The organism is Paraburkholderia sp. BL6669N2, assembly GCF_003387275.1.
Taxonomy (GTDB): domain Bacteria; phylum Pseudomonadota; class Gammaproteobacteria; order Burkholderiales; family Burkholderiaceae; genus Paraburkholderia.
On record NZ_QUNA01000002.1, the window covers coordinates 1,133,736 to 1,156,426 of the forward strand.

Consider the following 22,691-nt stretch of genomic DNA (forward strand, 5'->3'; position numbering starts at 1 on the left):
CACGCTAACTGGAGAGTCGACACCATGGTCAATAAGCAGCCGCTGCCAGGCAGTGAGCGAACAGTGGAACAGGGTTCGAAAGTCGTCGGGCAATGCGATCCCACGGAGCGGATCGAGGTATTCGTCATGTTGCGCCGTCAGCAGCAGGCGCAATTCGACGCATTGATGAGCAAGATCGAAGCCGGTGATCCCAGCGTCAAGCCGTTGTCGCGCGAGACGCTCGCGAAGGACTACGGCGCCGCGCCGGACGACATCGCCAAGGTCAAGGCCTTCGCCAGCGCACACGGTTTGACGGTGGTGCGCGAAGATCCGGCGGCGCGCACGGTGCTGCTGAGCGGCACGATTGCCCAGTTCCAGGACGCGTTCGCCGTGAAGCTCGAACATTACGAACATCACACGTCTGGCCAGTTTCGCGGCCGCACCGGCGCGATCAGCGTGCCCGACGATCTGCACGGCGTGGTGCAGGCCGTGCTCGGCCTCGACAACCGCCCGCAGGCGCGGCCGCACTTTCGCATCCGGCCGCCGTTCCAGCCGGCCCGTGGTCATCAGGTTTCGTTCACGCCGCCGCAGCTCGCATCGCTCTACCATTTTCCGCAAGGCGACGGCGGCGGGCAGTGCGTCGGCATCATCGAACTGGGCGGCGGGTATAACGCCAGCGATCTCAAGTCCTATTTCGCGAGTCTCGGTGTTGCGTCGCCCAAGGTGAAGTCGGTCGGCGTCGATCAAGGCAGCAACCAACCCACGGGCGATCCGAACGGACCGGACGGCGAAGTCACGCTCGACATCGAAATTGTCGGCGCAATCGCGCCTGGGGCGGAAATCGCGGTGTATTTCACGCAGAACAGCGACGCCGGCTTTATCGACGCGGTGAGCCGCGCGGTGCACGACACGACCAACAAACCGTCGGTGATTTCGATCAGTTGGGGCGGTCCGGAGTCGAACTGGACCAGCCAGTCGTTGCAGGCCTTCAACAGCGTGCTGCAGTCAGCGGCAACCCTTGGCGTGACGGTCTGCGCGGCGTCGGGCGACAGTGGTTCGAGCGACGGCACGGGCAGCGACCAGGTCGACTTCCCGGCGTCGAGCCCCTATGTGCTGGCCTGCGGCGGCACGAGCCTGACCGCGTCGGGCACCGCGATCTCACACGAGGCAGTCTGGAACGACGGCGCGCAAGGCGGCGCGACCGGCGGCGGCGTGAGCCAGGCTTTCCCTCTGCCGGTCTGGCAGAAGGGCTTGTCCGCCACGTCGACGAAGGGCGGCAAGAAAGCGCTCAGCGGGCGCGGCGTGCCCGACGTGGCGGGCGACGCTTCGCCGGTGACCGGCTACAGTGTATTGATCGACGGTACGCAGACGGTGGTCGGCGGCACCAGCGCGGTCGCGCCGCTGTGGGCCGCGCTGATCGCGCGCATCAATGCGGCGAAAGGGCAGCCGGCCGGCTTCATCAACCCTAAGCTGTACAAGGCGGCGGGCGCGTGCAACGACATCACGCAAGGCAACAACGGCAGTTTCGCGGCATCCGCGGGTTGGGACGCCTGCACGGGGCTCGGCAGTCCCAATGGTCAGAAGGTGGCGGCAGCACTATAGTCTGCAACACACGCCCCGAAGAAAGTCCTTCGGGGCGCACAAAAGACGTGAACGAACCCATGGAGCGATCATGACGAATACCGAGTCAGCTTCTGTTAGTCCGCAGCCGTCGCACAATTCGCATGCTTCGGGCACGCCGGCTCCGGCGCCCGCGCCCGCCAGCGCGCCGCACAAAGCCAAAGATCAGCCGTTCTTCGATCCGGTCGCCTACGGCAACGGGCCTGACGATTCCGTCACCGCAACCGATGAAAGCGCCGCGATCACGCACCACTCGGTCACCATCGGCGGGCACAGGATCAACTACACGGCAACCGTGGGCCACCTCGTGATCGTCGATCCGAGTAGTTCGCAGCCGGAAGCCCGCATGTTCTACGTGGCGTTCACGCAGGACAACCAGAAGGAAGAAGCCCGGCCGGTCACGTTCTTCTATAACGGCGGCCCGGGATCGTCGTCGGTATTCGTGCTGCTGGGTTCGTTCGCGCCGCGTCGCATCAAGACCTCAATGCCGAGCTTCACGCCGCCCGCGCCGTATTCGATGGAAGACAATCCGGATAGCCTGCTCGACAAGAGCGACCTCGTTTTCATCAACCCGGTCGGCACCGGCTACTCGGCGGCGATCGCGCCGAAGAAGAACCGCGACTTCTGGGGCGTCGACCAGGACGCGGACTCGATCAAGCAGTTCATCAAGCGTTTTCTGACGAAGAACAACCGCTGGAATTCGCCGAAGTACCTGTTCGGCGAGTCGTATGGCACGGCGCGCAGTTGCGTGCTGGCGTACCGCTTGCATGAAGACGGCGTGGATCTGAATGGCATTACGCTGCAATCGTCGATTCTCGATTACACGCAGGCCGGCAACCCGGTCGGCGCGCTGCCCACGGCGGCCGCGGACGCGTGGTATCACAAGAAGCTCGGCATCGCGCCACGACCGACCGATCTCGGCACGTTCGCCGAAGAAGTCGCGCAGTTCGCGCGCACTGACTATCTGGCCGCGCTGCGCAAGTTTCCGACCACCGATGCGACCACGGTCGAAAAGCTCAGCGAATACACGGGCATCGACAAAACGACCTTGCTCGCGTGGAGCCTGGATGTCGCCTCGTACGACAGCCGGGGCAATTCGCTGTTCCTCACCACGCTGCTGAAATCCAAGGGGCTTGCGCTCGGCGAGTACGACGGCCGCGTGACGGCGATCGGCACGGGCATTGCCGGCAAGATCGACCCGAATTCCGGCGGCAACGACCCGACCATGACGGCGGTCACCGGCGTCTACACGACGATGTGGAACGTGTATCTGAACGAACAACTGAAGTACACGTCGAATTCGTCGTTCACGGATCTGAACGACCAGGCCTTCAAGTACTGGGACTTCAGCCACATCGATCCGACGGGCGCGCAGAAGGGCGTCGACTCGAAGGGCAACATCATTCTGTACACCGCCGGCGATCTGGCCGCCGTGATGGCGCTCAATCCCGATCTGAAGGTGCTGTCGGCGAACGGCTTCTTCGATTTCGTCACGCCGTTTTATCAGACCGTACTCGATCTGCAGCAAATGCCGTTGCTCAGCCAGCAGGTCCGGCAGAACCTGTCGGCGCGCTTTTATCCTTCGGGACATATGATTTATCTCGACGGCGGATCGCGCACCGCGCTAAAGGCCGATCTCGCGACGATGTACGACACGACGGTGTCCAACACGCAGGCGCTGTTTCGTATCCGCGCATTGCAGGCGCGTGTGCCGCAGTAGCGGCGAATCGACGCGCCGCGTCGCAGACGCGGCGCGTGCGGGACGCCTTGGCATCGCGAGGGCGTCTGGCTATCAGACGGCTGGGACCGGCGACGCGCGAGCGGTCGCGCCGCCGGTTTCCTCAGCCTGTCAAACCGGCTAAATGCGGCCTATGCGCGCGGCGCGCGTAGTCAAGCTTTTTTACTTATCCATATTGAATGTGTTTTAATTAGTCTGCGAATTGAACTATTGCGTGCCGCTCCCGGCGCGCCGACGAATGAACGCAGGCATTGCAGACAGGCGTCGCACAGAGTATTCCAGCGACGCGACCAGCAGTACGTACGGCACGGCTTTGCCGGCGCTCGCGCGCCGGTGCGGCGTTGCGCGTCCCCGCGGCACTGCGCGTTTTGCGCTCGCGCTTGGCTTCACGGCGCTGGCGATGCTACGCACGGTCGACGCTTGCGCGCAGGACGCCGCCATGCTCGACGAGCGCGTCACGCAGCAATCGGTGGGGGACACGATTTGCCGTCCCGGTTACGCTGACACGGTCGCACCGCCGTTCGACGAACTGATGGCGCACAAAGACCGCATGCTCGCCGCGCGCGGCATCGAGGCGGACAACGGCGCCTCCTTCGCGCTCGATCGCCGCGTGCCTATCGTGCTCGGCGGCTCGCCGGACGCTCGCGCTAATCTCGATCTTCTGCCGTGGGCCGGCCATCAGGGCGAGCGCCGCAAGGCGCGCGCGGCAGTCATGCTCAAGCGCTGCGTCTGCGAAGGCAAACTGAGCCTCGCCGAAGCGCAAGCCGCGATTATCGGCAACTGGTCGGTGGTTTATTCGGGCTTCAGTCAAACGTCCTGCGACGTCAGCCGGCTCGACGTGGCCACCGGCGGCGACAACGGTCATGGCGCCGGCCGCGACAACCCGCCATGAAGCCGGCCGCCTCGTTTGCGGCGCCTGCTTCGTTCATGCGCATCTGGCATCTGTTCAGCCGCGCGGCTTGCAACTCGCAGGCCGTGACCCCATCTAGTTTTCGGAGAATCATCATGATCCATTCACGTCTTGCCGCCATGGCTCTTTCTATCGGCTGCGTATTCGGCAGTGCTGCGGTGTTCGCCGCCGAGCCGGTGCATTGCGGCCAGGCCGACACGCTGAAGATTCGTGGCGATGTGCCCGCGGCCATCAGCTTCGACGTGTATCGCCAGTTGCGGCCGTTGAGCGCGCAACGTGTTGCGCTGTTCCAGTCGGCCGGCGAGGTGAAGCGCCTGCCCGACGGTCTGGCAGTATGCGAAATTGCGGATGACGGCGTCGACGATCCGTCCGCGGTGCTGGTTCAGCTGCCGCAAGGCAAGAACGCATGGTGGGTGAGTTCGGCCAACGTGCAAGCGGCGGACTGATCGCGACAACCAGTCCGCCTTTTGCGCAGGTCCCCCGCAGGATGCCGTGGCGATGCGTGTCGCGGCCCGGTTTTTGCATTCAGCGCCCGCGTTCGATGCGATTGCCGGGCCTATCACGCAAAATGAACAGCTGTTTTGCTATTTTTGACGCCGCTTATTCAGGTACAGTGCATTGACGGCGATATTTAAGTCCGTTTTTTGACGACACTGTGTTACATCGCTTTTACTGTCGATTGTGGCTATCCTGAGTACAGGACGAAACTCGCAGGGGAGAATTAAATGATCGCCTTCTATCTGTCATTGGCCGCCTTGGCCGCCGCCGGTGCTGCCTTGATCCGCCAACTCGCTGCCGAGCAGGCGAAACAGCGTGCCGCATTGCGCCCTGTGCGCGTGCAGTCCGCGGACCGTGGCGCTGGCCGCAACGCGCGCAGAGGGTAGACCGCATGAACCTGATCGTGCGCAACATCGCCGAATCGTGCAGCGAGCAGGAAGTGCGGGAGTTCCTCAAGCACGAACTTGGGCATTACGCGAAGAACATCGAGGTGGTCGACGCCGGCAAGCCCAGTGCGTACGCCACGGTCGAACTGGACGCCGAAGTGCCCTATGTAGGCGAAGTGATCGCGCGGCAGATTCACGGCAAGCAGTTGGGCGGTCAGACGCTGGAAGCCAGCGCCGATCTGTTCACCGACGAACCGCCGGCGGCGCAGTAACCCGGCGCGATCGATTCATCCTCAATGCGTTGCGCGACAAGAGCGCACGTAAGCTGACACGCCGCGCAGCGCCCGGCGCGGCGCATTCGGCGCGTCACCTGCATACCCATCCCTTTCTCAATCTCCGCTTGTCCGCGTCGGCCAATCGAACGGCGTGTACGGCAACGCGCGCTTGTGACGCGTGACGTCGTAAAAGCGCAAGATGGTCTCGCGCGCCGCATCGCTCACCGGTTTGCGCTCCAGGAAGTCGTCGATAGCGTCGTATGGAATGCCGTAGGCATCCTCATCGGGCCGTTGCGGCCGCAACATTTCGAGGTCGGCGGTCGGCACTTTGTGCGCTAATGCTTCGGGCGCACCCAGCGCTTTGGACAGCGCGCGCACGCGACGCTTGTTGAGCCCCGTGAGCGGCAACACATCGGCGCCGCCGTCGCCGAACTTCGTGAAGAAGCCCATCACCGATTCGGCCGCGTGATCCGTACCGATGACCACGCCGGCCCGCGCGCCCGCCACCGCGTATTGTGCGATCATGCGCTGCCGCGCCTTGATATTGCCGTGCACGAAGTCCTGTTGCGATTCGTCCTTGTAGAGCAGGCCACTTTGATCGAGCGCGGCGAGCATGGCATCGGCCGCGGCTTTGATATCGATGGTGAGATTTTCGTCCGCGCGAATAAAGCGCAATGCCTGCTGCGCGTCCGCTTCGTCTTTCTGTTCACCGTAAGGCAGACGTATTGCGACGAAGTGCGCGTCGTAATGTTCGGCGCGCAATCGCTCAACCGCGAGTTGCGCGAGCCGCCCCGCGGTTGTCGAGTCGACGCCGCCGCTGATCCCGAGCACATACGTTTTCAGGCCGCTGCTACGCAGATAATTCGCGAGAAAAGCCACCCGGCGCTCGATTTCATCTTCAGCATCGAACCCGGCGCTGATGTGCATTTCCTCAGCGATGCTTGCCTGGCGTGCGACTGGATCGTGTTGCGTCATGATTCCTTTTTGCTCCTTGCGCGCTCGCGCACATGTCGAACCGTAACCGGCCCGGTTCAATTCACCTTCGCACCGCTTTAAATCCGCCGCTTTGACCGGCAAAGACGTCCGCTTATTACAGGGGTATCAATGAGTCAGCGAATCTTCATCGACAGATCGCAATGTGCTTAGTAACATCCTCGTTCTGAGAGCGCCGCATGAGCCGGCGAGCAGTCAATAATAATCAGGTTTGCTCAAACACGCGATGAACCACACCAAGCGGCCTGGCCAGCCTGTAATAGACCATCTGTCTTTCGCGCCGGTCGATCGTCCGCGCGACGTGTCGTGTATGCCGTATCGACTTTCCGTGCGGAGCATCGCGCGCCCGTTGCCTTCTTTACGCCGTTTGGCGCGTGCGTTGAGCGCCGCATTTTGCATGGCGTCATGCGGCGCGGCGACCGCAGCTTCGGCGCCCGTCGCGGCCTCGGCACCAAAGCAGGCGGATCGTCCGGTGGTTGCCGTCAGCGCGTCGGCTGTCGCGGCGCCGGATGCCGCCGGCGTGGTCGATCCGCGTCGCGCGTTCATGCTGCGGGACGTGTTCGCGCAGAACGTCACGCGCACGCTGAAAGTGCCGGCCGCGGATCAGCGAGCCTATGCCGATCGGCTGGAAGCCGCGCTCGGCGCGCACATGCTCGGCGATCTGTCGGGCGAGTATGTCGTGCTGGTCGATCGCAATGCCAACGTGCAGGCGCTCTTCATCTATTTTCGGGCCGCGCCGGCCGACAGTTGGCAGATGATCGGCGCGTCGCCGGTTTCGACGGGTCAGCCGGGCGAATACGACCACTTCATCACACCGCTCGGCGTATTCGAGCATACGCCGGCCAACATGGATTTCCGTTCGGAAGGCACGCAGAACGAAAACCATATTCGCGGCTATGGCAAGCGCGACATGCGGATCTTCGACCTCGGCTGGGCCCAGGGCGAGCGCGGTTGGGGCAAGGGCGGCATGTCGCAGATGCGTTTCCAGATGCACGCCACCGACCCCGACCATCTCGAATCGCTACTCGGCATGCGTCACTCGAAGGGTTGCGTGCGCATTCCCGCGTCGCTCAATTCGTTTATCGATCACTACGGCATTCTCGACGCCGAATATGTTGCGCTCGTCGAGTCGGGTAAGTCGCTGTGGGTGTTGAAAAGCGATCGACAGGTGACGCCGTGGGCGGGGCGTTACATTGCCGTGGTGGATTCGGCGCGCAAGAGCCGCCCGGTGTGGGCGCCTGCGCCCGGCAGCAAGGCGCGCGCCAAAGTGCCGGCCGGAGCGGACACGGCGGATTGATTCGAGGCGGTACTCGTCGGGCCCGCGCCGCTCGTTTTGAGCAAGCCGCCCATCACGACCGCGCGAGCAAGACGCCCACCAACGCAACCGCGAACCCTGCAATCTGCAGCGGCACCAGCGTCTCGCCGAAGCCCACATAGCCTTCGAGCGCGGCGAGCGGCGGTGCGAGAAACATCAGCGCAGTCGCGCGCGCCGCGTCGCCGCGTCTGATCATCCACACCAGCAAGGTCACGCTGATCCCGGAAAGCATCACGATCCCCCACGCGAGCGATCCCCACAGCGTGGCGGACGCAATCCAGCGATGTTCCCCGAGCGCAAGCGCAAGCCCGGCCGCGACAAGCGCCGCGCCGAAGTTCTGCACCGCGCTCGCGCTGCGAATATCGGCCTTGGCCAAAGAAGTCTTCTGGAACAAGGTGCCCGCCGTAATCGCGCCGATCGCGGCGATCGAAATCAGCACGACGAGCCAGGTGGGCGCGCTGCCGTGCGGCGTCGGTGCCGTGGCCGCCGTCAGCTTCGGTTCGAGCACGAGCACGACGCCCGCAAGGCCGAGCGCCATGCCGGCCCAGCCGCGCCGCGACAGGCGTTCGCCGAAGAGTGGCGCCGCGACCGCGGCCGTCGCGAGCGGTTGCAGCGCGCCGAGCAAAGCCATCACGCCCGCGCTCAGGCCTTGGGCGACGGCCCAGTAGCCCGCGCCGAGATAGACGCCTTGCAGCAGTGCGCCCGCTACCAGATGTTTGCCGAAGTCGCGCCCGCCGGGCCACGCGGCGCGTGCAAACAGCGCGGCCAGCGCGAATATCAGCGCCGTGCCGCCGAAGCGCGCGAGCAGGAACAGGTTGGGATCCGCATACGGTGTAATCGCCCGGGCGACCACGAAACCGGTCGACCACAACACGACGAAAACAGCGGCGATAAAGGAAGCGAGCATCGGCAAGCGTCAAGAGAAAAGCCGCCATCTTGTCGGGAGACGCAACGCGCGTCTTGCTTGAAACTGCAATCGGCCGAACGTGTTGGCGGAGTGTGGTTTGAACCGCGAACCGGCGCACTTCACCACATCAGCAGCACCGTCCCCGCGCCGAGCACGCCGCCGCACACCGCGCACGCCCACAGCAGCACACGCGTGCGGCGATATTCGCGGCCGATCTCCGTCATCAGTTGCGCATTCTGCTGCGGCGTGCGCGCGAGATCGTGCTCGTGTTGCAAATAGCGCACCGCCAGTTTCGGCACACGCGGCAGCATATGCGCGAGATGCGGCAACTCGCGGCCGATCCGTTTGAGCCAGCCGCGGTGATCGACGTCGCGCCGCGCGATATCCGCCAGCACGCCGCGGGTGATATTCCACGTGTCGACGCCGGGATGGAGCGCGCGCGCCAGCAGTTCCGCTTGATGAAACGAGCGCTGGGCGGTCGCGAGCCGCCCGGGCACCGCGCCCTCGAACGGATGCACCGCATGCAGCAGATGATGAAACAGCGAACCCGCCGATCGGTCTTCCGGCGCGGCCGCGAAATGCGCCTCCGCGCGCGTGCGCAACTCGGCTTCGAGCAATTCGGCGCGCGTGTCGTGCGGCACGTGCCCGGCATCGCGATGCATTTCGGCGAGCCGCCCGTAGTCCTGTTCGAACAGCGCGGTTGCGCCGTGCACGAAGAACTCGCGCTCGCCGGTCGAGAGACTCGACATGATCGAGAATTCCGCCAGCACGAGGCGCCCCTGCGTGTCCGGCTCGATGCTCACGCGCACGCGGCGCGCGTCGAGCGTGGCGTGAAAGAAACCATGCTCGAACGCTTGCTCGGTCACCACTTCGACGATATGCGCGGCGAGCGGCGCGAGTTTGATGTGATGCGCATGCAGGCCGGGCAGGTCGCTCACCGGCAAGGTGCTGACGCGTTGCATGGTCAGCGTATAGGCGGTGCAAAGATCCCAGATCACGTCCGGCACGACGATGCGCTTGTCGTCGTCGAAATGATGGCCGGTCTGGCTCAGATTGGCGGCTTCGGCACGCAGATCGAAGCGGCGCAGGATGTCGTCCGTGAAGGTCTGCGCCAGCGTGCGCAATTGCAGGCGGCGCGCGGTGCCGGAAAACTTCTCCAGCCAGCGCGCGACCCAGCGCAGCAGCGCGAGTTCATCGCCGATCTGTTGCAACTGGTCGGCGCGCACCAGCTTGATGGCGACTTCGTAATGGCCGTTCACCGGCACGATGAGCCGCGCGAGATGCGTCTGTTCGGCGAAGCCGCTGCGCACCGGCACCAGATCCACGGCGCTGAACAGCGTGGCGAGCGGCCTGCCGAAAGCGCACGCGAGCGCCTGTTCGGACTCGCGCGGCGGCAGCGGGGCTTCCATGTGATCGATTGCGTCGATGGCGTCGTGCAAGGTGCCGGTCGCGAGTTCGGGCCGTTCGGCCAGCGTTTGCGCGAACCGGGCCGCCAGCGGCCCGAGTGCCGGCAGCACGCCGCTCAGGCTCTTGCCGCTGCGTTCAGCCGTATGCAAGCGGCCGATCAGCTCGATCATCCAGTGCAGCTTGTGGTCTTGCGGCGCGGCAAGCCAGATCAGGCGCGCGCCGTAACGCAGCGCGTGGAACAGCAGCAGTAGACGGCGAAACAGTGGCGGCATCGGCAGTTCGGTTGATGGGCCACGCGGCGTCCCCATCTCTCGAGGGGCGCTCGCGCACGGCCAAGGCGGTTAGGTTAGCAGGTAAGCGCGGCAAGGGAGCATTGCCGCGCGACGCGTAACACAATACTCCGGCGTTCCCTACCGTGGCGAAACTTGAGCGTGCTGCCATCTGTTCAAAACAACGCCCCATGCGCGCTTTGAGCACCTGAGCCACGTCGGCCAGCCACATGCTTTCGCCCGCGATGGCAAGAAAGCGCTCGCCGCTGGGGGCTTCGTGAGTCATGGCCCGCACATGCAGATCGGACACGTCCCGCACGTCGACGAAGCCGGAATTGATCTTCGGATTTCCGGGCTGGCCGTCGAGCCATCGTCACGCTGATTCCGGAGCGCGGATTTGCCATCGCAATCTTTGCCAACAACCAGTTGACGGTTTTTCCGGAAGCCGTCCGCGCGGAGTTTGTCGAGCGCGTACTTGCACCGTCAGGGCGGGATTTGCAAAGGCAGATTCACGCAATGGACTAAAAATAAAAGTCGTGGCCTGTAATGTCTGGCGCCTTCACGCGACTAAGCCCAACTGTTTCAGCTAAACGGTAATCATACGGGGGCGTCCGCACTCGTGTGTGTCTGCCGGACTTGTAGCTGGATAACCGGACCGCGTCGCGCGACGCAAGGGCTATGAGACATGGATATCGATTTTGCGTGCACGATGTGTGGCAAGTGTTGCCACGACCTGCGTTTGCCGTTGACAGTGAGCGAGGCGATTGCCTGGCTGGAGCACGGCGACGAAGTGCAGATTCTTTGCGAGGCGCTGCCGTGGCCAGAAGAGCCCGCTGAGGCCAATCTCCAGGCGGCGCAAAAACGTCGTCGATCGTTTGCCGCGATGAGTGGGTCCTTGCCGGCGAGAATCGTGGTCATTCTGGCGGGCACGCATCCCGGCCCATGCCCGAATCTTAGGGACGACATGCGCTGCGGTATCTATGAAGAGAGGCCGTTGGTATGCCGGATCTATCCGGCGGAAATCAATCCATTCATCGCGCTGACACCCGCGCATAAAGCGTGTCCGCCCGAGGCCTGGACGCCGGGATTGCCACCGTTGTTGCGCGCTGGCAAGCTGGTCGATGCGGGCGTCGCGCAACTGATCCAGCAGTCGCGCGATGCCGATGAGAAAGACGTTCCCGTCAAGCAGCAGGTGTGTGCGGCGATGGGTATCGATCAGGCGGCGGTGTCGAACGAAGGTTTTGTCGCGTATTCGCCCGATCGCGCCGATCTGCTGGCAGCGCTGCGTCAGGCGAGCAACGAACCCTCCATTCCTGCTATGCCTCCAACGTGGCATTTCGTGTCGAAGCGCCGAACGACGGTCGATGTTCTTGTGTCGGTGGGAGCGCTCAGTTCTCTCGTCGATGTGAACAGTGCTCCGAGGTTCGAATATCTGGGGTTTTCGGTGGAATCTGAATGAAGCGCAGGGGCGTAGAGCGTGCGCGTGCTGACCAGTTCGTCCGAGATCCAGCATTGGTATCGCTGCACGGTTTTCATGATCTGCTGCCGACGCTTATCGAGCTTGCTAGCCGTGCAATTCCTGTCGCGACTGTATGACGCCTTGAATTTGCTACCGTCGGTGGTCACCATGTCACTGGATAGTAGCGTCAGCCCGCGACATAGTTCGATGAAACGCCCGCATACATTGCGAATGGCTGCGCCGCTGTCACGGCGAAAGTCGGCGATCGTCTGTCCTGTCCTATTTGTTCGTCAACACATTAGGAAGTAGTGCGACCTGGTTGCGGCCATCGCCTTCAACGAATCGCTTTATGAGTCACCCGGTCTCGGCGCGTTGACTCAGTTCAGGCGCTAACGTTTTGACACACGCTGTGTCCTCTCGGTCGTTGACCACTGGCATTAGGGCAAGCTTCCAAAGCTTGCAATTTCTCCAGAAAGTTTCAACAATGCTCCGGCAGGGCCAGAACACAGGGACATCCCTTTCCAACGGAGGTAGTACATGCATGGTTGCGCGGCGGCGAGGCGGGTATTTGCAAGCGGTGTAGTAGCGTTGGCTCTCGCAGCCGGCATTGGAATCCCAGGTGCGGCGTTTTCGCAGTCGCAAACGGCGGCAGTTGCGAAACCCGATGAACGTACCGTGACTGACGCCTACATATACCTACTGGGCCGTCTCCTGGTGATCCGGCAGGAGAAAGTGGACCGTGCAGCGCCTGACTTTGCGTGGAATGCGATCAGGTACAACCCGCTCGGATCAGCCGATTTCGCCAACCCCAACTTCGACGTGGCGTATATGGAGGGGTGGATTGCAACCGATGATCACGCCGGCGTGTTATTGGAAGTACCTGAAATCAAGGGGCGCTACTATACGGCGCAAGTCCTCGATGAATGGGGCGAAGTCATCGCCAATATCAACGAGCGGACCTTTCCTTCCAAACCCTATGGGAAATTCGCGCTGGTCAAGCCTGGCTCGACAGTTGCGATCCCGCCTGATGCAGCACGCATCGAACTTCATTCCAGCAAGGCAAAGTTGCTCGCGCGCGTCGAGATAAAGGGCGACCGCGACGGCGCGCTCGCCCTGCAGAAGCAGTTCAAGCTCACTCCACTTGGCGACGTGGCGACATCGCCGTCGCCGACCATTGGTGAGTTTGACAACGCAACACTGTTGGGAGCGGAAGCGTTCGATAACGTAGATGCCGTATTCGCGAGTGCTCTCGATGTGTCGCCTGTCGCAGCGCGGATGCAGCAGCAGGTGCGGTCGGTTGCCGCCTACGTGGCATCGGGTCCGGCCGCACGCGCCGAAATCGATAGACTCCTGCGCGACAAGATCGTGCCGGACTTTGTGAAGAACGCCATTGCGAAAAGCGGGCCCGTTCATAACCATTGGGTTGGTGGCGCTCAGACCGGCAACTACGGCAGCGACTACTCGTTGCGCACCGTCGTGAACTACGCGGGCATCTGGGCGAATGTGACCGATGAGGTCATTTACTTTTTCGCCGGCAGCGACGCCGGCAACAAGCCGCTGGACGGTAGCAAGAGCTACGTGATCCATTTCCCCGCGAACAGTTTGCCGTCGAGCGTGGTGAACGGCTATTGGTCCGTGATTCTGGTCGGCGTGCCCGACTATCGCGTGGTGCCCAACCCGCTGAACCGCTTCAATTTCAACAGTTACTCCAGTCTCACGAAAGAGCCAGATGGATCACTGAAAATCGCGATCGGCCCGCAACCTGTCAAGGGCGTGCCGCAAACGAACTGGCTGCCATCCGCGCCTGGCAAACAATTCTCGCTGACGTTTCGCACGTACGTGCCCAAGGACATCGTCAAGCAGGGTAAATGGGCTCCGCCAGCCGTTACCGAAGTGCGTTGACGCGCTTGCGCTACGACGCCATTCCAGATCAGATAAGCAAAAGGACAGGTATGAAATACTCAATCACGTTGGCAGCGCTTCTGTTTGCCGCGGGAGTCGTGGCCGCCCAGACCCAGTCGTCTGGCGGATCGCCCGTACCGGTGACGGTCGACAATTTTGTTCGCGCCGAGTCGGACCTGTATTTCACTTCACTGGTAAAGGAAGGGGGCCTTGGCAAACTGCAACACCGCCGGGAGCCTGCATCGATCGATCATCAGACGGTCATACGCCTGAACCGCGACACGCTCTATACGTCGGGAGTGTTCGATCTCGATGCGGGACCGGTTACGATCGGCATGCCTGATCCTGGCAAGCGCTTCATGGCGTTACAGATCATCAATGAGGATCAGTACGTGCCGAATGTGTTTTATGGCGAAGGCACGCATGTCCTCACGCGGGAGAGCGTCGGCACGCGTTACGTTGCCGTTGCGATTCGAACCCTTGTCGAACCGTCTAGCCCGGATGATATCGAGCAGGTTCACAAGCTACAGGACTCGATCACAGTAAGCCAGAAGACGCCTGGCAAGCTCGACCTGCCGAACTGGGATCCGGTAAGTCAGCAAAAGGTCCGCGCCGCGCTACTGGTTCTTGCGTCGACGATTCCAGATTTCAAGCACGCCTTCGGTACCAAGGAGGAAGTCGACCCGGTGCGACACCTGCTCGGAGCCGCCGCTGCATGGGGAGGCAATCCGGACAGGGACGCGACTTACCTCAACTTCACACCGCCGCGAAACGACGGGAAGACGGTCTATCGACTTGTGGTTAAAAACGTTCCCGTGGACGCCTTCTGGTCGGTGAGCCTCTACAATGCACGGGGCTATTTTCAAAAGAACTCGTCGAACGCGTACTCGATCAACGACCTTACTGCAAAAAAGGGCGCTGACGGTTCGATCGCCATACAGTTCGGCGGCTGCGATGGCCACGTCGAAAATTGCCTTCCAATCGTTGCCGGATGGAACTATACGGTGCGACTCTATCGGCCACGTGCTGAGATTCTGAACGGCGCATGGACGTTTCCGGATGCCACTCCAGTGAATTGACGAGATGACTCGCGCATAACCTATCGACTGCGCCCCCTCGTACGCGAATGGAGCGATCCTGTGACAACGACCGAAGTGGTGAAACTGTACGGAGCAGCATGGAGTGTGTACGTGCGAATCGCCCGGCTGGCTCTGGAGGAGAAGCAGATCAAATATAGTCTGGTCGAGGTAGACGTATTCGCAGCGACCGGCGTTCCACAGGAGCATTTGGAACGCCATCCGTTCGGTCGCATTCCGGCCTTCGAGCATGGCGATTTCCATCTTTACGAGACAAGCGCGGTCGTGCGTTATATCGACGAAGCTTTCCCCGGCGTCAAGCTGCAGCCGAGAGATCCGAAAGCTCGTGCCAGGGCAAACCAGATTATCGCGATACTGGATGCTTATGCATATCGAACGCTTGTTTGGGATATATACGTTGAACGCGTAGTTTCAACCCGCGAAGGCCGTCGAGCAAACGAGCCGAAGATCGCCGCCGCGTTGCCGCGTGCCGCTGTGTGTTTATCTGAGCTGACCCGTCTGTCCGATGACCAAGGGTTCCTGATTGGCGGCGAGGTGACACTTGCCGATCTGTACGCCGCTCCGATTTTCGCGTGCTTCATGCAGGCTCCTGAAGCGGCTTCTTTAATGGAAGGATGCGAAAAACTGAACCATTGGTGGCGGCGATTCTCCACCCGCGAGAGCATGTCACGGACGCAGCCGTGATCAGCGGCGTGCGGTACGCAACGGTCAATTTCGGCCGGTCGACACGACCCGGCAGATCGCTGACAATCGCAACCATGGAGCCGGATTTTAACGAGGCCTCCAGCACGTTGTGATCCGCCCTAAGCGAAGAATCAATACGCATAAAAGCAGAAGAACGATTTCCGTTCGTTGGTAACGATATAAAAAATGCACCAATTTCCCGATAACCTCGGTCTCGCTACTGATCTATTGCTGCACACGGAAACCGGGATGGTCGAGTCACGGGATGACTATATCGTCGTTCGCACACCAGACGCGCCCGAATACTTTTTCGGCAACATGCTGGTCCTGCAGCAGGAACCAGCGGAAAGTGATCTGAAACGGCTGGAGCATGATTTTGCCCAACTCGTCGGGACACCACCGCTGATTGCACACCAGACATTTACGTGGCCGGAAAGCGCCGACAGCGTGGTGACCCTCGACGCATTCGTGAAACAAGGCTACGAGGCGACTGTCTGTCGGGTGCTGGTGGCCCATCCTGATGAGATAAATCAAGTTGCGACCAATTCATTGGTCAAGGTGCGCCCGTTTGCCATGCAGCAGGAATGGGACGATCGGTCCCGAATGCAACTCGCCGACATGCCAAATCCGACGGGCATTAGCTCGCAGCGTTACATGGCGCATCAACAGAGGGCTTACAGGAACCTGATCGAACGCGGTCTAGGAAACTGGTGGGGAGCCTTTATCGATGATGAGCAGGTAGGAAGTCTTGGTTTATTCTTCTTCGACGGCATTGGACGTTTCCAGGCAGTTATTACCGAGACACGGCATAGAAACAAAAATGTCTGCAAGACTTTGGTAAGCGAGGTTGTCAAGCTGACCGCCGGACGCTCGGACCGGCTTGTCATGGTTGCAGATGAAACCTACCATGCCGGAGCGATATACGAGGCGATGGGTTTCCGGCAGCAAGGCCGCGTCGCCAGCTTGTGTCGAGAGCCGGGTAATACAAGCGGGCGCTGATCCATGCGGAGCGATTCGACGCTCAAGGGCATCGGGCAAAGTTCGGCTATTTTGAGCCATTCGACGGCACCGCTTAAACTGTTGACAATCTTTGCTCCCTGACACGCACCGAACAAAATGCTCGCAATTGAACTGTTGAGACCTACGACCGCATTGCTGCCGAGCTACGTTTCGGCCCTTGAGACGGGATGGTCACCGGACAATGTTCGTAAAGACGTCGCTGCGCGCGAACAATTGCACGCTATCGAAGTGAACGCGGAGGCATTTGTCGACGGCCTGGATGACCCAACCGCATCGGGCGGCCCGATTCCTTTGCCCGATGGCTCGACCGTCGCGCGTCTGCCAAGCATTGTCCGATGGATTTGGGATGGCGAAGTTAGCGGCGCAATCGGATTTCGTTGGCAGTCTGGAACCGCCGAATTGCCGCCGAATGTACTCGGACACATCGGCTTCTCAGTCGTACCGTGGAAGAGAGGCAAGGGCTACGCCAGGCAAGCGCTCAATTTAATGCTGGGCGAAGCGAGGCGACAAAGTTTGTCCTACGTCGAGCTAACGGTTGACCCGGAGAATTTAGCCTCGCAGCGGGTTATCGCAGCATGCAGTGGTGTCTTGATCGAGCGCTTCAAAAAGACGGCGGCCTATGGATTCGCTGAGTCTCTTCGCTACCGCATTGCGCTAGATCACTGAGGTTTAGTTGGGGCTCTGTTCGGTCAGGAAGAGGCGGTCGACTACACCCTAAATCGCCGACAATCCGATAACTAAGAACTCATCGGGGGGTGAAGGTGTCGCTGCACGTTGATAACGAAAGCTACCTCAGTTGGCTGAGGAAAAAGGTTGGTAGCGATTTGCTATTGAGTCCCTCCGTTGCAGCCGTGATTCACGATAACGAAGGCAAACTGCTCCTTCAGGAAAAGTCGTCAGGTGAGGCGTGGAGTTTGCCAGCCGGTGGAATTGAACTGGGAGAAAGTGGCATGAGGCTCCTCTGGCGTAGGTCGGATTAGTCACGTCGCAGCTGAAGTAGGTGGCAACTTGCGAGCACCTAGTCGTCAAATGGAAGACAAAACCTCACTTTCGTTCGTCTGGGCTAGGCGCCGCAAAATGGGTAAGGGGCGAATCGGGGGAGTGCGCCGCTTCCGTTCGTCGCGTGACCACCATCGCGGCAGAGAATGCAGCAGTGGTAAGCCAATTCCGGTAGGTCGACACCCCGAAGTGGATTTGCGCCGTCGTTGAGAGTTCAGCCTCTCAAGGGACAGTGGCAAGGTCATCGGTCTAGCGCCAGTTAGTGTCTGTATAGGCCACACGTTCACGTTCAAGCAGACCATACAACGCGCTATCTGACACCTCGTCGCCAACTATCCAACGATCACGCAACCGTCCTTCACGGATAAACCCGAGCCGCTCGAGAAGACGCGCCGAGGCTGAATTCCGTGGGTCGATATCCGCTTCAATCCGGTGTAAATTCAGCGTGCCGAAACCATGCTCGATTAGCGCGGAAGCCGCCTCTCGCATAAATCCGTTTCCCCAATGCTTGCGTTTAAGACTAAAGCCTATCTCCGCGCGCCGACATTGCTCGTTTGCATTAAAGAGAGTGCAGTCGCCGAGCACTTCGCGAGTCGCTCGCAATTCAACTACGCAGATAAAATCCTGGCCGTCGGCTGACGTCTTCAATTTGCGTGAGACGCGATCCGTTGCCTGGTCTAGCGATGTCATCGCTCGAAACGGAAAATAGCGCATTGCCTCAGGATCTGACCAGATCGCAAACAGCCCTTGCGCGTCGTCGTGGCGCAGCGGCCGCAGAATGAGACGAGGGGTAGACAATGTGACCGGTTCAAAGGTTGTCATGACGAAGGCGTTGCATCGCGAAAGGATAGTTCTATTGAAGCATGTGAGCAGGCGACGTGTCCGGGCAGTTAGCCGTACCTGCAGCCGTCTGCCGGGAACGCTAGGCTACCTCTTGACCAGCCCACCGTCTTCGAGCGCATCAGCGGGGATGGAGTCGTCGATGCGCGGCCACTCCAGCTCGACATGCGCATTCCAGTGGCGAAGCGCTTTCGCACGACCGTCCTCTTCGAGAACGAATTCAAACGTGATGTCCGGGAAATCGCTGCTGCGAAATTGCAGGCCTTTGAATGGCTTTAGGACATCGGCCGGTTCGCCCGGATGGAACAGCGAAATATCGCCGTCCCGACTCAGCTTGACACCGACCTTCCTGCCAAGAGGCGTTTCGTAGGTACCGACAAGTCGCGCAAGGACATCCGCATCGGGTCGCGTTGGCCGGCGAACGAACACCGCTTCCGCCTCATCGAGCCGTATCGCCGCGCGATCTATATCGCCGAGCATGCTCGTGAGAAACGAAACCGACCACGCGCCATTTGTCTCGTCATTAGCCGTGTCGAAGCGGTCGTAATGGAAATGGTTAAGGGGCAGCTTGACCTGACGGAATGCGAACTGGAGTTGCGTGCCGTCGGTTGCGATATCCAACGTTCCATACGCCGGATGCTCGTACGAACCGGCGTAATCGGCTAAGCCGTGCGACGGCTGTGTGTTCGGAACCGCACGCGGCACGGCCCGTTCTCGCGCCTCGCGCATTGTCGCCTTTGCCTTCCTGCGAAAGTCGAGCAGCCGCGCCGTCCAGTCGGTCTCTTTGAGGCCAAGCGCGCGACTATAAATATCGAAGCCGATGGCGTTGCTCAGCGGGGCGCAATGGTCGCCTATGACGAATACAGAAACACCGATCTTCTCTTCCGGCAGATATGACACCTGCGAATGAAACGCACGCAGCGTGCCGCCATGACTCGTCAACAGATGACCCCGAAACGCGGCCGTCATGCGTCCCATGCCATAGATGCCGTTAAGCTCGGTTTTAAAGCCGTACACGTCGCTCATTTCGGTTGGCCACGGCAAGCCGGGAGCGAGCGTCGCTTTTAGAACGCTCTCAGGTATGACTTGCTTGCCGTCGATCAGTCCGTTGTTCATCAGCATGATCGACCAGCGCGCGATGTCCTCCAGGCTGGCCACGATGCTGCCCGCCGCACCGCAGTCGTCATCTTTCGGCGCAGGTGGTTGCCAAAATTCATTGCTGTCGCGTCGTTCAGAGAAAGGTAACGCGTAGTCTCCCTGGTCGTCGGCTTTTGCGTCGCCATACGTGAACAAGGTTCGGTGCATACCAAGGGGCACCAGAATCTCGTCGCTCACGAATTGTTGCCATGGCTTGCCGCTTATCAACTCGATGATATGGCCGACCGCTTCGTACATCATGTTGTTGTAAATGAGCCGCGAGCGCAGCGGAGCAATCGGCTTCATGAACCGGATGCGATCAAACAGATCTTTCGCCGAGTAATCCGATTCGTACCAGATCATGTCATATCGCGGCACACCGGTTCTGTGCCCGAGCATGTCGCGTAATGTGACTGCCGCATCAAGTGATTGATCATAAAACCGTAGACTGGGCACTGCATTGCGAATCGGTTCATCGAAACTTAGCAGGCCGCGTTCAACCAGCAAACCTGCGGCGACAGCAGTAAAGAGCTTCGTATTCGACGCGATTGGAAACAGTGTCGAGGAAGTAAATGGCAGCGCGTTCGCAACGTCGCGATAGCCGTACCCCTGCGTCATCACCACCTCGTTATTCCTGACGATACTCACACCGACTCCCGGCACGTGCCAGTCACGCACGAGAGTTTCCATATACCTCTCGAAATCGCCCAAATCCAGTTTGCTCGAATCGCCTGACATAGAGTCTTCCTTCTAATCAAAAATGTTTTGTTAGAAAAGCTGGATGTATCGGGAATAGCGTGACGGACCGGTTGCAGCCGGTGATTCTAGCGAGAAAAATAAAGCAGCAACGGAATGGCTCCCAAAGTGGCCTGAATGACGATTCAGGGTGATTGCCGCTTCGCGATCAAGGCCTGCATGAGATTCTCGACGAAGATTGAAAGGCCGCTATATGCAATTCGAAAGGCGGTTCAGAGCCATTCATGCCGCTTGCATACGGGTCGCTATCGGCAAACGCCTTCGCAAGGATCAGTGGGTGAGCATGCCAGAGCGGCTAATATGCGACTTCTTCGACCGCAAGGAATCCATCTTGAATTTAGCCAAGCGCGTTATATGCGGTTTTGCAGGGGCAGTTTTCCTGGCGTTCCTGGCAATATTGGCGCTGCATCATAACGGTTCGATTGAAACAGAGACTTTGATTGACAGTCCACCTCAGACGGTGTGGACGCTCCTCACGGCGACCGATGACTACCCATTGTGGAATCCGGAGATTTCACAATTACGAGGGCAGCTTCGTGAAGGCAACGTCATCGAGTTTGTGGAGGGGACGGGGCCAGACGCAATGGTGTTTCATCCCAAGATATTGGCGGTGCAGGCTGTTCGAGAACTACGTTGGAAAGGGTATGTTTGGTTTCCTGGTCTTTTTGACGGCGAGCACCGCTTCATTCTCGAACCTGTCGGCAGCAAAACGCGCTTTATCCAGGCTGAAACATTCACCGGCATTCTTGCTGGCACCCTGACTCAGAGCGTCCTAATGGACACTGTTATTAGCATGCATGCGATGAATGACGCATTGAAAAAGCGAGCCGAGCTAGCGTCTGGTCAACCGCGGAAATAGTCGGTTGGAGCGCTTGGGCAACCCCTACGAAGATATTTGCGTCTTCGCGCTACCGTGTCTCACATTCGCGGCGATCGGGAAATAACCGGGCGCACATAGCCGCAATGGCCGGCCACAGTGCGAAAAAGTATGCGGACGTGCCTTCAAAAAAATCGCCCGCTCCCGGCGCGGAAGCCATGTCTCCCACGATATGCCGGGGCGGAAATAAAGGACGAGTCAAAACCCGCACCCGATGCAAAACTCAACTACGACACATGCCTTAAAAAGTCCTTCAATCGTTGCGTAGGCGGGTTATCGATCAACTCTGCCGGCTGGCCGTCTTCCGCAATTCCTCCGTTGTCCATAAACAGCAGACGTGTCCCCACCCGTTTCGCGAAGCCGATCTCATGCGTGACGACGATCATCGTCATGCCTTCCGTCGCCAGGTCCTGCATGACCTTCAGCACTTCGTGACGCAGCTCGGGATCAAGGGCGGACGTCGGCTCATCGAACAGCATCAGCTTGGGTTTGATGGCCAATGCACGGGCGATGGCCACACGCTGCTGTTGTCCGCCGGACAACTCCGACGGATAGTGATTGGCTCGCGATTCGAGACCGACTTTGTCGAGCAACGCCATCGCCTGATCACGTGCTTCGGTGCGTGTTGCGCCGCGTACCTCGATGGGACCGAACATGACATTTTCGAGAGCTGTCATCTGCGGAAACAGATTGAACTGCTGAAACACCATGCCGGCTTCGAGGCGAATGCTGCGTATGTCGGATGCGTTACCTTTGACGCTCACACCATCGACAAGCAACTCACCGCCGCTAATTTTTTCGAGCGCGTTGATGCAACGGAGAAGGGTGGATTTGCCCGAGCCCGAGGGCCCGACGATCACCACCACCTCGCCGTTCTCGATACGAAGATCGATGTTCTTAAGCACGGGCACGTGGCCGAAGCTCTTTGAGACACTTTGGAATTCGACCGTGCTCATAGTATGCGCATCCTTCGTTCAACGAGACGCAACGACAGTGTCATCACGCCGGTGAGAACCAGATAGATCACTGCGACGACAGACCAGATTTCAACCGCTCGAAAATTCCCGGCAATGATCTCCTGGCCTTGGCGTGTCAGTTCTCCCACCCCAATGACGATGAACAGTGACGTATCTTTCAGACTTACGATGCACTGATTGCCCAGTGGCGGAATCAGCCGGCGGAATGCCAGCGGTCCGATAATTTTCAGCAGCACGCGCGGCATCGACAATCCCATTGCGAGGCCGGCTTCCATCAAGCCCTTCGGAATGGACAGCAACGCACCGCGTACGACCTCGGCAAGATAGGCGCCCGAGTTCACGATGATCGCGACGACGGCGGCGGTGAGCCCGTCGACCTTGATGTGCGCGAGCAGTGGCAGCGCGAAGTAAAGGAACATCACCTGAACCACAATCGGCGTGCCGCGAATGAGTTCAATGTAGACCTGCGCGGCGACGTTCAGCGCGAGTGGGCCGTATGCGCGGAACATGCCGGCTATGACGCCGACGATGAATCCGCCGATCAGTCCCACGAACGCAATGAACACCGTCAATTTCACGCCGGCCATCAAGTCTGGAAGCGCAGTCCAGATAACTGACCAATCAAATTCCACACACCGCTCCTGGT

General features: G+C 60.2%; 21 protein-coding genes and 2 pseudogenes. 14 read left to right on the forward strand and 9 right to left on the reverse strand.

The window, feature by feature from the left end; genetic code table 11:
- The first annotated feature begins 24 nt into the window (after window positions 1-24).
- The 5 genes from B0G80_RS27610 (at window position 25) to B0G80_RS27630 (ending at window position 5,403) form a co-directional block, all read left to right on the forward strand.
- Entirely contained in the window at window positions 25-1,581 is a 1,557-nt protein-coding gene (locus B0G80_RS27610; RefSeq protein ID WP_116121220.1) for a protease pro-enzyme activation domain-containing protein, read from the forward strand.
- A 70-nt stretch (window positions 1,582-1,651) separates the two neighbouring features.
- Complete coding sequence (locus tag B0G80_RS27615; protein ID WP_116121221.1) at window positions 1,652-3,319, forward strand: S10 family peptidase; 1,668 nt, start codon at window positions 1,652-1,654, stop codon at window positions 3,317-3,319.
- A gap of 256 nt (window positions 3,320-3,575) precedes the next feature.
- The gene (locus B0G80_RS27620; RefSeq protein WP_116121222.1) at window positions 3,576-4,229 is read left to right on the forward strand and encodes a hypothetical protein; all 654 of its coding nucleotides are present in this window, start codon (window positions 3,576-3,578) and stop codon (window positions 4,227-4,229) included.
- 113 nt (window positions 4,230-4,342) lie between these two features.
- On the forward strand, window positions 4,343-4,693 hold the full coding sequence (locus B0G80_RS27625; RefSeq protein WP_106286348.1) for a hypothetical protein: 351 nt from the start codon (window positions 4,343-4,345) through the stop codon (window positions 4,691-4,693).
- A gap of 443 nt (window positions 4,694-5,136) precedes the next feature.
- Window positions 5,137-5,403 (forward strand): RNA-binding protein, encoded by a 267-nt coding sequence (locus B0G80_RS27630; protein ID WP_106286333.1) that lies wholly within the window; start codon window positions 5,137-5,139, stop codon window positions 5,401-5,403.
- 117 nt (window positions 5,404-5,520) lie between these two features.
- On the opposite strand, the gene nadE is transcribed toward B0G80_RS27630, so the two are convergent.
- The gene (nadE, locus tag B0G80_RS27635; RefSeq protein WP_116121223.1) at window positions 5,521-6,381 is read right to left on the reverse strand and encodes an ammonia-dependent NAD(+) synthetase; all 861 of its coding nucleotides are present in this window, start codon (window positions 6,379-6,381) and stop codon (window positions 5,521-5,523) included.
- A gap of 328 nt (window positions 6,382-6,709) precedes the next feature.
- On the opposite strand from nadE, the gene B0G80_RS27640 reads away from it, so the two are divergent.
- Window positions 6,710-7,696, forward strand: coding sequence for a L,D-transpeptidase (locus B0G80_RS27640; protein WP_116123735.1), 987 nt, complete (start codon window positions 6,710-6,712; stop codon window positions 7,694-7,696).
- 52 nt (window positions 7,697-7,748) lie between these two features.
- Here B0G80_RS27640 and B0G80_RS27645 read toward each other — a convergent pair whose 3' ends face one another.
- The 3 genes and pseudogenes from B0G80_RS27645 to B0G80_RS47305 all read right to left on the reverse strand — a co-directional run.
- Window positions 7,749-8,621, reverse strand: coding sequence for a DMT family transporter (locus B0G80_RS27645; RefSeq protein ID WP_116121224.1), 873 nt, complete (start codon window positions 8,619-8,621; stop codon window positions 7,749-7,751).
- A 119-nt stretch (window positions 8,622-8,740) separates the two neighbouring features.
- The gene (locus B0G80_RS27650) at window positions 8,741-10,300 is read right to left on the reverse strand and encodes an AarF/ABC1/UbiB kinase family protein (protein ID WP_116121225.1); all 1,560 of its coding nucleotides are present in this window, start codon (window positions 10,298-10,300) and stop codon (window positions 8,741-8,743) included.
- Between the two features lie 180 nt (window positions 10,301-10,480).
- Window positions 10,481-10,664 (reverse strand): annotated as a pseudogene (locus B0G80_RS47305) (aldehyde reductase); the annotation flags it as partial.
- 318 nt (window positions 10,665-10,982) lie between these two features.
- Here B0G80_RS47305 and B0G80_RS27660 point away from each other — a divergent pair.
- Window positions 10,983-11,756 carry a YkgJ family cysteine cluster protein gene (locus B0G80_RS27660; RefSeq protein WP_116121226.1) on the forward strand — a complete coding sequence of 258 codons (774 nt, stop codon included), beginning with the start codon at window positions 10,983-10,985 and terminating at the stop codon, window positions 11,754-11,756.
- 56 nt (window positions 11,757-11,812) lie between these two features.
- Here the strand turns inward: B0G80_RS27660 and B0G80_RS27665 are convergent.
- Window positions 11,813-12,028, reverse strand: a pseudogene (locus B0G80_RS27665) (IS5/IS1182 family transposase); the annotation flags it as partial.
- A 403-nt stretch (window positions 12,029-12,431) separates the two neighbouring features.
- Here B0G80_RS27665 and B0G80_RS27670 point away from each other — a divergent pair.
- From B0G80_RS27670 to B0G80_RS27695, 6 genes are all read left to right on the forward strand, one after another.
- Entirely contained in the window at window positions 12,432-13,658 is a 1,227-nt protein-coding gene (locus B0G80_RS27670; protein ID WP_220377499.1) for a DUF1214 domain-containing protein, read from the forward strand.
- A 50-nt stretch (window positions 13,659-13,708) separates the two neighbouring features.
- Window positions 13,709-14,737, forward strand: coding sequence for a DUF1214 domain-containing protein (locus B0G80_RS27675; protein ID WP_116121228.1), 1,029 nt, complete (start codon window positions 13,709-13,711; stop codon window positions 14,735-14,737).
- A 60-nt stretch (window positions 14,738-14,797) separates the two neighbouring features.
- Window positions 14,798-15,439: a glutathione S-transferase family protein gene (locus B0G80_RS27680; protein WP_116121229.1), complete on the forward strand. Its 642-nt coding sequence runs from the start codon at window positions 14,798-14,800 to the stop codon at window positions 15,437-15,439.
- A gap of 186 nt (window positions 15,440-15,625) precedes the next feature.
- Window positions 15,626-16,438, forward strand: coding sequence for a GNAT family N-acetyltransferase (locus tag B0G80_RS27685; protein WP_116121230.1), 813 nt, complete (start codon window positions 15,626-15,628; stop codon window positions 16,436-16,438).
- A gap of 117 nt (window positions 16,439-16,555) precedes the next feature.
- Window positions 16,556-17,125 carry a GNAT family N-acetyltransferase gene (locus B0G80_RS27690; protein WP_116121231.1) on the forward strand — a complete coding sequence of 190 codons (570 nt, stop codon included), beginning with the start codon at window positions 16,556-16,558 and terminating at the stop codon, window positions 17,123-17,125.
- Between the two features lie 95 nt (window positions 17,126-17,220).
- Window positions 17,221-17,439, forward strand: coding sequence for an NUDIX domain-containing protein (locus B0G80_RS27695; protein WP_258879231.1), 219 nt, complete (start codon window positions 17,221-17,223; stop codon window positions 17,437-17,439).
- A gap of 268 nt (window positions 17,440-17,707) precedes the next feature.
- On the opposite strand, the gene B0G80_RS27700 is transcribed toward B0G80_RS27695, so the two are convergent.
- The gene (locus B0G80_RS27700; RefSeq protein WP_116121232.1) at window positions 17,708-18,280 is read right to left on the reverse strand and encodes a GNAT family N-acetyltransferase; all 573 of its coding nucleotides are present in this window, start codon (window positions 18,278-18,280) and stop codon (window positions 17,708-17,710) included.
- 105 nt (window positions 18,281-18,385) lie between these two features.
- Complete coding sequence (locus B0G80_RS27705) at window positions 18,386-20,173, reverse strand: serine hydrolase (protein WP_116121233.1); 1,788 nt, start codon at window positions 20,171-20,173, stop codon at window positions 18,386-18,388.
- A 301-nt stretch (window positions 20,174-20,474) separates the two neighbouring features.
- Here B0G80_RS27705 and B0G80_RS27710 point away from each other — a divergent pair, with 301 nt between their 5' ends.
- A complete protein-coding gene (locus B0G80_RS27710; RefSeq protein ID WP_258879232.1) occupies window positions 20,475-21,050 on the forward strand; it encodes an SRPBCC domain-containing protein in 576 nt (191 codons plus the stop codon).
- A 245-nt stretch (window positions 21,051-21,295) separates the two neighbouring features.
- On the opposite strand, the gene glnQ is transcribed toward B0G80_RS27710, so the two are convergent.
- On the reverse strand, window positions 21,296-22,024 hold the full coding sequence (gene glnQ / locus B0G80_RS27715) for a glutamine ABC transporter ATP-binding protein GlnQ (protein WP_116121235.1): 729 nt from the start codon (window positions 22,022-22,024) through the stop codon (window positions 21,296-21,298).
- Window positions 22,021-22,677 carry a glutamine ABC transporter permease GlnP gene (gene glnP, locus B0G80_RS27720; protein WP_116121236.1) on the reverse strand — a complete coding sequence of 219 codons (657 nt, stop codon included), beginning with the start codon at window positions 22,675-22,677 and terminating at the stop codon, window positions 22,021-22,023. The genes glnQ and glnP overlap by 4 nt, the downstream gene beginning before the upstream one ends.
- Window positions 22,678-22,691 lie beyond the last annotated feature (14 nt).

Excerpts from the sequence above, each read along its gene's own strand:
- B0G80_RS27610 (WP_116121220.1), top strand. The coding sequence starts at position 25 with ATGGTCAATAAGCAGCCGCTGCCAGGCAGTGAGCGAACAGTGGAACAG.
- B0G80_RS27615 (WP_116121221.1), top strand. The coding sequence starts at position 1,652 with ATGACGAATACCGAGTCAGCTTCTGTTAGTCCGCAGCCGTCGCACAAT.
- B0G80_RS27620 (WP_116121222.1), top strand. The coding sequence starts at position 3,576 with ATGAACGCAGGCATTGCAGACAGGCGTCGCACAGAGTATTCCAGCGAC.
- B0G80_RS27625 (WP_106286348.1), top strand. The coding sequence starts at position 4,343 with ATGATCCATTCACGTCTTGCCGCCATGGCTCTTTCTATCGGCTGCGTA.
- B0G80_RS27630 (WP_106286333.1), top strand. The coding sequence starts at position 5,137 with ATGAACCTGATCGTGCGCAACATCGCCGAATCGTGCAGCGAGCAGGAA.
- nadE (WP_116121223.1), bottom strand. The coding sequence starts at position 6,381 with ATGACGCAACACGATCCAGTCGCACGCCAGGCAAGCATCGCTGAGGAA.
- B0G80_RS27640 (WP_116123735.1), top strand. The coding sequence starts at position 6,710 with ATGCCGTATCGACTTTCCGTGCGGAGCATCGCGCGCCCGTTGCCTTCT.
- B0G80_RS27645 (WP_116121224.1), bottom strand. The coding sequence starts at position 8,621 with ATGCTCGCTTCCTTTATCGCCGCTGTTTTCGTCGTGTTGTGGTCGACC.
- B0G80_RS27650 (WP_116121225.1), bottom strand. The coding sequence starts at position 10,300 with ATGCCGCCACTGTTTCGCCGTCTACTGCTGCTGTTCCACGCGCTGCGT.
- B0G80_RS27660 (WP_116121226.1), top strand. The coding sequence starts at position 10,983 with ATGGATATCGATTTTGCGTGCACGATGTGTGGCAAGTGTTGCCACGAC.
- B0G80_RS27675 (WP_116121228.1), top strand. The coding sequence starts at position 13,709 with ATGAAATACTCAATCACGTTGGCAGCGCTTCTGTTTGCCGCGGGAGTC.
- B0G80_RS27685 (WP_116121230.1), top strand. The coding sequence starts at position 15,626 with ATGCACCAATTTCCCGATAACCTCGGTCTCGCTACTGATCTATTGCTG.
- B0G80_RS27690 (WP_116121231.1), top strand. The coding sequence starts at position 16,556 with ATGCTCGCAATTGAACTGTTGAGACCTACGACCGCATTGCTGCCGAGC.
- B0G80_RS27700 (WP_116121232.1), bottom strand. The coding sequence starts at position 18,280 with ATGACAACCTTTGAACCGGTCACATTGTCTACCCCTCGTCTCATTCTG.
- B0G80_RS27705 (WP_116121233.1), bottom strand. The coding sequence starts at position 20,173 with ATGTCAGGCGATTCGAGCAAACTGGATTTGGGCGATTTCGAGAGGTAT.
- B0G80_RS27710 (WP_258879232.1), top strand. The coding sequence starts at position 20,475 with ATGCCAGAGCGGCTAATATGCGACTTCTTCGACCGCAAGGAATCCATC.
- glnQ (WP_116121235.1), bottom strand. The coding sequence starts at position 22,024 with ATGAGCACGGTCGAATTCCAAAGTGTCTCAAAGAGCTTCGGCCACGTG.